Origin of the sequence: Nocardia sp. NPDC046763 (assembly GCF_040645495.1) — a bacterium.
Taxonomy (GTDB): domain Bacteria; phylum Actinomycetota; class Actinomycetes; order Mycobacteriales; family Mycobacteriaceae; genus Nocardia.
Genome location: NZ_JBEYYI010000004.1, coordinates 127,007 through 135,405, shown reverse-complemented (window position 1 = coordinate 135,405; position 8,399 = coordinate 127,007). Strand labels below are relative to the sequence as shown.

Here is an 8,399-nt window from a genome sequence, read left to right as displayed (position 1 = left end):
CTCACCCGGCGCTGTCGTATCACCATCCGGAATCGGTGGCCCCGCCCCGCCGCGGCTGTGCCACATCGATATTCGCGTCCGAATCTCGGTAACCGCCCAGGCGCTCCGCCGATTTCGGCGGCGCGGTGGACACCACCGGCGGCTCCGGGATCGCGAGCGCCTTGCTCAGGTCGGGCATGCCGGGCACCAGGTCGGCGAGGGTGGGCAGCCGCTTCCGGTTCTGCGACACCGGCGCCATGATGTCCCGGCTGCGGCGGGCGACCTCGGCGGCGGCCTGTTGCGCGGCCTCGGTGACCGCCTTGGCGATCTCCGGGTAGTCGAGATCCTCGATGTCGGAATGGAATTTGGTCTCGATCACGGTGCCGTCCGCGTTCACCGTGACCGTCACCCGCTTGCGCACGGTGACCGACGCGGTCAGAGCCGCACGCTCACACTGCAATTGGGTGATGAGGCGCATCTGCTCGCCGAAACCCTCGAGGATGTCGGCCAGTTCGGCCTTCTGCCGTTCATTGCTCATTGCGCGGCCTGCTGGAAGGCCTCGCGGTTGGCCTCTTCGGTGGCCGCCAGCTTGTCGGCCGAATCCTTCTGCGACTTCGAGAAATTCGCGAAGGTCCCGGCCATGTTGGTCGCACCCTCGACAATGTTCTTCTTGCTGGCCAGGTAGCCCTGATCGCCATTGGCGAACTGGTTACCGAGCGAATCATTGCCCCACGGCGTGCCGAGACCGTCCGCCTGAGCGTTGAAGGTGTTCACCACCCCGTTGATGCCGTCGCGCACGTCGCCGGTCCGCTGCGACGCCGTGATCAGCAAATCATGGTAGGACTCCAGCCGACTGCCGCTCATAACGTTGACCTTGTCAGCATCGGACAACCAGATTGTGGCCGGAATATTAACGGACAGTGCTGATTCAGAAGGCGCGGCGGTCACACCCGCCGCGCCTCCGCACCCGATCAGACGTACTCTTGCTGCTCCCCACGGGATTCCATGTGTTCCAGAATCCCCCGGATAACGCGGTCGAGGTGATCGACAAGCCGTCGGGCATCCACGCCGACAGCGGACTTCACCTCCGGATCGAGATCGATCATGTACCGGCCGTCACCGGGCAGATCCCGCCACACGAGGGTGGAGACGGCGACACCGCGCGGTCCGTACTTGGAGCGGCCCTGCAGAATCTGCATGGCGCCGGTCTGATCGGCGGGGGTCGACAGGAAGCGCAGACTACGGGATTCGGTGGACTCCTCGAAGGTATCGAAGGCCGAAGCCTGCGGCGCCTCATAGGGATCCGGAGCCGACGGCTCGGTCGCGATCGCGATCGCGGTCGATTGGCCGGCCTCGACGTCGGGAAGCTGCGCCACCAGCAACCGCGCCAGCTCCTCCGGTTCACATTCGATCAATGTGACGCCGCCGCTGTGCATCGTCGTCTCCCCCGGCTGCTGGATCAGCACGCAGGCGCGGCGACCGCGCCGTGCCCCGTGCACCACCAGATGCTTGTCCGGGTTGTCGATATCCGCGTCGTGCCAGCCGTGCACACCCACGAAAACCTCCGGGTTGCACACGACTTCGAACACGGCGCGGAAGTTCGGATCGAGCCGCTGGTCGAGCTCCTCCTCGGCCGCCAGGAGCTGTCGCCGATACTCGTCGGCGTCCATGGTCCGGCTCGTGTACACCAGGGGCGACGGGATCGCGCCCTGGCGGTACCGGTTGCACAGCACCTTGAACTCGATGTCGGTGAACTGCCAGCTCATGCCTCGACCACCGGGCTACCTTCGATAACGCCCTCCAGGCCCCGGATGAAGTCGACTTGCTCGGGCGCGGGATCCGCGGCGGCGGCGGGGATCCCGGGCGCTGTCGGCGCGGCCTCGTCCGAGGGCGCGGCCACGATACCCACCAGCGGATCCAGTCCGGCACCCGGACCCGTAGCTCCGCCGAACAGGTTGGTCAGCCCCGCCAACGGCGAATTGGTCACGGCCGCGGCGGGAATCGCGCTCGCCAGACCAGAATTCGGCGTAGTCACCGTGCCCAGCGGCACGGTGTCGCTCGGCAGTCCGGCGGTCGGCGTGGGCGTCTGCGGGGTGTTCCCCGACAGGCCCAGCAATTGTGACAGTTGGGTCACCTTCGACGGGTCCTGCTCGATCGCGGTGAACGCGGTCGTCAGCTTGTCCTCGGGCACGCCCAGCGCGGTGGCCAAGTTCGACAGCTCCGTAGAGTGCATCGAATCGAGCGCCTGCAGGATGGACGGCAGCTGCTGGGCGATCGTCGAGATGCCGGTGCTCGCACCGCTGACCAGCGTGCTCAACAGGCTGCTGAGCTGCGACATGTCCGAACCACCGGAGCTGCCGCCGGTCGAGCTGTTCTGCGGCTGAGACTGATTCGGGTAGCTCTGGTTGGAACCGTTCGGGTTCGAGCCGTTGGGGTTGGAACCGTTCGGGTTGGTGCCATTCGGGTTGGCACCGTTGGTGTTCGGGTCCTTGACGTCCTTGAGGGGCGGCACCTGGGGATTCGGAGTGCTGCCACCGGGATTCGGAGTGCCGCCACCCGGATTGGGTGTGCCCCCGCCCGGGTTGGGGTTGGGGTTCGGGTTCGGGTTCGGGTTGGGATTGGGGTTCGGGTTCGGATTGGGGTTCGGGTTCGGATTGGGATTGGGGTTCGGATTGGGGTTCGGGTTCGGATTGGGATTGGGGTTCGGATTGGGGTCCGGCTTCGGCTTGTCGACAGGCGCCGGGACCGGCACCGACGGCGTCGACTGCGAGGTGTGGGTGACGCCGTCGGCGTAGTGGTCCTGAAAATGGCCACGGTAACGCTCCAGTTCGCCGTGCTTGTCGCAACTCCACGGCTGATGCTCCTGGTACGGCATCGACGCCGCGGTCTGGATCATCCAGCGGCTGGTGTAGCGCATGATCTGGGATGCGTTGTCCATGGTGTCGAGCAGCGGCTGAATACTGTTGCAGTAGCTGGTCACCGCGGTCTGCGCGGCGGTCGCGCCGTCGCCTTTCCACTTGCTCTGCAACGCCTGGATCGAGTTGTTGAAATCGCTGAGGCTGCTGTCCACCTTCGTTTTCAGCAGCTTGTACAGCTCGTAGGCGTTGTTGTACGGATCGGGCTTCATGTCCTGCCCGAGGTGGTACAGCGCCTCCCAGCTCATCGAGTCCTTGGGCTCGGGGCGCGCATCGAAGCCCGCCTTGCCGCCCTTGTAGTTCTTCAGGCTGTCCGGATAGCCGTCGTCGGCCGAATCGTCGTAGCTGTTCGGCGATGTCTTGTTCGGAACGGTGAACTGATGGTCGCCCGAGACCTTGAACGTCGACTGGCTGTCATCGGCAGGCGATTGGGTGTGCAGATACCGGAAGTTGTCCGCGGACATATTTTCCGTGGTGACGTAGTTCCGCCCCGCCCGGTTGAACGTGTCGATCATGTCGCGCAGGATCGCGATATGGGTGGTCAACGCATCCGACATGTGCGTGCCGATCAAATTGAGATTGGTGGCCACCAGGCCGCCCGACTTCAGATCGCCGATGGGGCCGATGTCGGTGAGGTGCCCGTCGATCATGCCCTGGTAATACAGCAGATCCGCGACCAGCTGTGCGGCGGCCTGTGCCCCCTGCTCGGCCGCCCCGGGCTCGAATTCCAGGTGGCCGGAATTCGCTTGGTCCATCAGCCCCGGCCAGGCCGTCTGGTCCTTGTCCTTGTACTTACTGTTATCAGGTGCCATCGCTAACTACTGTCGCTCCGCCCGTTGCCAGCTGAAGATGCCAGCACAGCCTACTGTCGTGAACTACCTATGGCGCACAAGGAAATTCGGGGCGTGCGTGGCTGCTCGAGGATAGCCCCGCGGGGGCGAACGCGCCGTCTGAGAGGATTGGCAGCCATGCGGGTACTGGTGCAGCGGGTGACGTCGGCGCAGGTGAGCGTGGGTGGGGAGGTTGTCGGGCGGATCGACCCCACCGCCCACGGCGCGCCCCACGGGTTGGTGGCGCTGGTGGGGGTCACCCACACCGATACCGAGGACACGGCGAAGACGCTGGCCGACAAGCTGTTCCGGTTGCGGATTCTGGACGGGGAGCGATCGGCCGCTGATCTGGGTGCGCCCATTCTGGTGATCAGTCAGTTCACGCTCTACGCCGACACCGCCAAGGGGCGTCGGCCCTCGTGGAACGCGGCCGCCCCCGGGCCCGTCGCCGAACCGCTGGTGGACACTTTCGCCGCCACCCTGCGCGAGCTCGGGGCGACCGTCGCCACCGGGCAGTTCGGGGCGCATATGCATGTCGAGCTCGTCAACGACGGCCCCGTCACCATCCTGCTCGAAAGCTGACCGGGGACAACAACGCCCGCGGCTAGGGTGGCGGGCATGCTGCTGTGGATCAATGGGCCCTTCGGCGGAGGGAAGACGCACACCGCGTATGAACTGCATCGGCGGTTGCCCGGGAGTGTGGTGTGCGACCCCGAGGAGGTCGGGTTCGGGCTGCACCGGGTCATCCCCAGGGAGTTGCGGGGGGACTTTCAGGATCTACCGGCTTGGCGGCAGGGTGTTTTCGAGACACTCGATCTGGTGATGACCAGGCATGCTGGGCCGGTGATCGCGCCGATGACCGTGGTCGAGCCTGCCTACTTCGAGGATACGGTCGGGCGGTTGCGCGAAAAGGGGCATGAGGTACGGCATTTCGCGCTGATGGCGCGGCCCGAGACCGTGGTGCGGCGGCTACGAGAACGCGCGCTGGGCGGGCTGCGGCACGAGAGCTTCGCGGTGGAACGGGTCGACCATTGCCTGAACGCGCTGGCCTCACCCGAATTCGCCGAGCACATCCACACCGACGAGCTCACGCTGCGTGAGGTCGCTGATCGGATCGCCACCACCTGCGGCCTCACCCTGACCCCGAACACCGACGGCCCGCTCCGCACCGAACTCCGCCGAGTCCTGGTGGGCATCAGGCATATTCGCCTGTTCTGAGCCGAGCCGCCAGCGGACCCATTTCGACGTCAGGCCCGCCACGATAGAACCGTCGAGGTCCGACAGGCTGTCGGCGACGAAGGCGCGGGCGAAATGGGGCGCGGCTCCCCGGAGCCACGCCTGACGAATCACGAGGCGGGTGCGAGAGGCTGCAACACGCGTTCCACCAGCGAAGTGTCGCAGTGCTCGACCACCTCGATGATCAGCCCGCCCGCCAGGGTGAACAGGAGACAGTAGGTCTGATGGTAGGGCTCCCCCGCGACCGTGGTGGCATACCCGCGCGCCTGGACTACGACCCGGTTTCCGTCGGCCAGAATCAGATCCGCTTCCATCCGATAGGTATCGGCGAACTGCCCCATGAGTGGCCGCAGCAGCCCATGCACCACAGCGGTTTTCGGAGCCCAGGTACCCGCCCACGACCACTCCCCGGGAAAGGTCCAACTGCACTCATCGGCCATGGCGTCCGTCAACGCCCGGCCATTACCCTCGGCCATCTGCTCGAAGACGACCCGAATCAGCTCTCGATTCTCCGTGGTGCTCATAGCAACCGACGCTACGGACTCTGCAGGCATGCGACCAACGAGAATCCCGCATACCCGATATCACCATCCCGCATGGTTCAGGGTTCAGGAGCGTCGAAACGACCGTACCCGCCTCAGCGGGGCCGAGGCGGGTACGGAAGATGTTGCGCGGAGCCTACTCCGGGCGCAGGGTCAGGATGCGCGGGCCGTTTTCGGTGACCGCGACGGTGTGCTCCCAGTGGGCGGCCCGGGTGCCGTCGTCGGTGACAACGGTCCAATGGTCGTCCAGCTCATGGGTTTCCGTGGTGCCGAGGGTGAGCATGGGCTCGATGGCGAGCACTGAGCCGACGCGGAGCTCCGGGCCCTTGCCGGGTGCGCCCTCGTTGGGCAGGAACGGGTCCATGTGCATTTCGCGGCCGATGGCGTGGCCGCCGTACCCGGAGACGATGCCGTACTTGCGGTCGTGCAACTTCTCGGCGGCGTAGGTGCCCTGCTCGATGGCGTGCGAGACGTCCGAGAGCCGGTTACCCGGGACCATGGCGGCGATGCCGGCCTCCATCGAGAGCCGGGTCGCCTCGCTGAGCAGGCGGTCCGCCTCGATGATGGTGCCGACGCCGAAGGTCCACGCCGAATCGCCGTGCCAGCCCTCGAGGATGGCGCCGCAGTCGATGGACACCAGGTCGCCCTCGGTGAGGATCTCGTCCTTGGACGGGATGCCGTGCACCACTCGGTCGTTCACCGACGAGCAGATGGAACCTGGGAAACCGTGGTAGCCCTTGAACGACGGGATCGCCCCGGCCCCACGGATGACCTGCTCGGCCACCTCGTCCAGTTCCCAGGTGGAGACGCCGGGCTTGGCGGCGGCTCGCACCGCCACCAGCGCGCGGCCGACGATAGCGCCGGCCGCCGCCATGGCGTCCAGTTCACCGGCGGTCCGGAAGGGCACCACCCGCTTGCTCTTGCGGCCGAAGACCATTCAGCGACCCAGGGCCTTCAGCGCCCGCTCGTTGACCTCGGCGACATCGCCGACACCCTCGACCGAGACGACCTGGCCGTCGTAGTGCTCCAGCAGCGGCTCGGTCTCCTCGCGGTAGACACGCATGCGGTTGCGGATGACCTCTTCGGTGTCGTCGCCGCGGCCGCGGGCCAGCATGCGCTCGACCACCACGTCCTCGTCGACCACGAAGGAGATGACGGCGTCGAGCTCCTTGCCGGCCTCCTTGAGCATCTTCTCCAGCGCCTCGGCCTGATCCACGGTGCGCGGGTAGCCGTCCAGGATGAAGCCGTTGACCGCGTCCGGCTCTGCGATGCGCGCCTCGACCATGCGGTTGGTCACGTCCGACGGCACCAGGTTGCCGGCGTCCAGATACTGCTGCGCCTCGCGGCCCAGCGGAGTCTGCTCCGCGATATTCGTGCGGAAGAGGTTCCCGGTGGAGATGTGCGGAACACCGAGCTTTTCGGACAACAGTTCGGCCTGGGTGCCTTTACCGGCGCCGGGCGGTCCGAGCAGTACGAGTCTCACTTCAGGAACCCTTCGTAGTTTCGGTTCATCAACTGGCTCTCGATCTGTTTCACGGTATCGAGGCCGACGCTCACAATGATCAGCACGGAGGTACCGCCGAACGGCAGGCTGGACACGCCGCCACCTCCGGAGCCAATACCCAGCAGCAGGTTCGGTAGCACAGCTACAGCACCGAGGTAGAGCGAGCCGGGGAGGGTGATCCGACTCAGGACGAAGTTCAGGTAATCGGCGGTCGGCCTGCCCGGGCGGTAGCCCGGAATGAAGCCGCCGAACTTCTTCATCTCGTCCGCGCGCTCCTCCGGATTGAAGGTGATCGCGACATAGAAGTAGGTGAAGAACACGATCAGGGCGAAGTAGATCGCCACGTAGACCGGGTTACTCGGATTGACCAGATACTTCTGGATCAGCTCCTGCCACTTGGCAGGGTTACCGGAACTCTTCTGGGTCAACTGCGCCAACAGGTTCGGCAGATACAGCAGCGAGGACGCGAAGATGACCGGGATGACACCGGCCTGGTTCACCTTCAACGGCAGATAGGTCGAGGACCCGCCGTACATCTTGCGGCCGACCACGCGCTTGGCGTACTGCACCGGAATCCGGCGCTGGCCCTGCTCGACGAAGATGACGCCGACGATGACCACCAGTGCGGCGAAACCGACCAGGATGGTGGTGGTCAGGCCACGGCTGTCGTAGATCTGCTTGCCCTGCGACGGAACTCGCGCCGCGATACCCGCAAAGATCAACAGCGACATACCGTTACCGATGCCGCGCTCGGTGATCTGCTCGCCGAACCACATGACCAGGGCCGCGCCCGCGGTCATGACCAGCACGATGATGATCATGCCGAAGATCGAGGTGTCGTCCAGGATGTCCTTCTGGCAGCCACGCAGCAGCTGACCGCGGGAGGCGAGCGCGACCAGACCGGTCGACTGCAGCACGGCCAGCGCGATCGACAGATACCGCGTGTACTGGGTCATCTTGTTCTGACCCGACTGGCCTTCTTTGCGCAGTTCCTCGAACCGCGGGATGACGACCGTCAACAGCTGGATGATGATGCTCGCTGTGATGTACGGCATGATGCCGATCGCGAACACGGACAGCTGCAGCAACGCGCCGCCGGAGAAGAGGTTGATCAGCTGGTAGATACCGGCGTCATTGCCGCCGTTGACCAGGTTGATGCATTCCTGAACGTTCTTGTAACTGACGCCCGGCGAGGGCAGCGACGCACCGAGCCGGTAGAGCGCGATCAGTCCCAGCGTGAAGAGAATCTTCCGCCGTAAGTCCGGGGTCCGGAAAGCCGACACGAAGGCGGAAAGCACAGATCCTCCTGGCTAACGACATGGGTCAGGCCACGGATTCAGCGATGGGCTGGTTCAGCCGAAAAACGCCGAGAACCATGACGGTGTTGGCAGAC

10 protein-coding genes are annotated in these 8,399 nt (G+C 65.4%); 2 read left to right on the top strand and 8 right to left on the bottom strand.

Annotation, left to right across the window (positions count from 1 at the left end):
• Positions 1-19 precede the first annotated feature (19 nt).
• The 4 genes from ABZ909_RS08150 to ABZ909_RS08135 are packed head-to-tail and all read right to left on the bottom strand — an operon-like array spanning position 20 to position 3,706.
• Positions 20-517 (bottom strand): YbaB/EbfC family nucleoid-associated protein, encoded by a 498-nt coding sequence (locus ABZ909_RS08150; protein WP_356997001.1) that lies wholly within the window; start codon positions 515-517, stop codon positions 20-22.
• Positions 514-927 (bottom strand): hypothetical protein, encoded by a 414-nt coding sequence (locus ABZ909_RS08145; RefSeq protein ID WP_356997000.1) that lies wholly within the window; start codon positions 925-927, stop codon positions 514-516. Before ABZ909_RS08145 ends, ABZ909_RS08150 begins: the two co-directional genes overlap by 4 nt.
• Positions 928-950: 23 nt before the next feature.
• Positions 951-1,745 carry an ESX secretion-associated protein EspG gene (locus ABZ909_RS08140; protein ID WP_356996999.1) on the bottom strand — a complete coding sequence of 265 codons (795 nt, stop codon included), beginning with the start codon at positions 1,743-1,745 and terminating at the stop codon, positions 951-953.
• Positions 1,742-3,706 (bottom strand): hypothetical protein, encoded by a 1,965-nt coding sequence (locus ABZ909_RS08135; protein WP_356996998.1) that lies wholly within the window; start codon positions 3,704-3,706, stop codon positions 1,742-1,744. Before ABZ909_RS08135 ends, ABZ909_RS08140 begins: the two co-directional genes overlap by 4 nt.
• A gap of 156 nt (positions 3,707-3,862) precedes the next feature.
• Between ABZ909_RS08135 and dtd the strand changes: the two genes are divergently transcribed.
• Together dtd and ABZ909_RS08125 are read left to right on the top strand one after the other, a co-directional pair.
• Positions 3,863-4,306, top strand: a complete 444-nt coding sequence (gene dtd, locus ABZ909_RS08130; RefSeq protein ID WP_356996997.1) for a D-aminoacyl-tRNA deacylase — start codon at positions 3,863-3,865, stop codon at positions 4,304-4,306.
• Between the two features lie 36 nt (positions 4,307-4,342).
• Positions 4,343-4,942: an AAA family ATPase gene (locus ABZ909_RS08125; RefSeq protein WP_356996996.1), complete on the top strand. Its 600-nt coding sequence runs from the start codon at positions 4,343-4,345 to the stop codon at positions 4,940-4,942.
• Between the two features lie 128 nt (positions 4,943-5,070).
• On the opposite strand, the gene ABZ909_RS08120 is transcribed toward ABZ909_RS08125, so the two are convergent.
• From ABZ909_RS08120 to secY, 4 genes are all read right to left on the bottom strand, one after another.
• A complete protein-coding gene (locus tag ABZ909_RS08120; RefSeq protein ID WP_356996995.1) occupies positions 5,071-5,484 on the bottom strand; it encodes a nuclear transport factor 2 family protein in 414 nt (137 codons plus the stop codon).
• A gap of 154 nt (positions 5,485-5,638) precedes the next feature.
• Positions 5,639-6,439 (bottom strand): type I methionyl aminopeptidase, encoded by an 801-nt coding sequence (gene map, locus ABZ909_RS08115; RefSeq protein WP_356996994.1) that lies wholly within the window; start codon positions 6,437-6,439, stop codon positions 5,639-5,641.
• Entirely contained in the window at positions 6,440-6,985 is a 546-nt protein-coding gene (locus ABZ909_RS08110) for an adenylate kinase (RefSeq protein WP_356996993.1), read from the bottom strand.
• A complete protein-coding gene (gene secY, locus ABZ909_RS08105) occupies positions 6,982-8,304 on the bottom strand; it encodes a preprotein translocase subunit SecY (protein WP_356996992.1) in 1,323 nt (440 codons plus the stop codon). The genes ABZ909_RS08110 and secY overlap by 4 nt, the downstream gene beginning before the upstream one ends.
• Positions 8,305-8,399 lie beyond the last annotated feature (95 nt).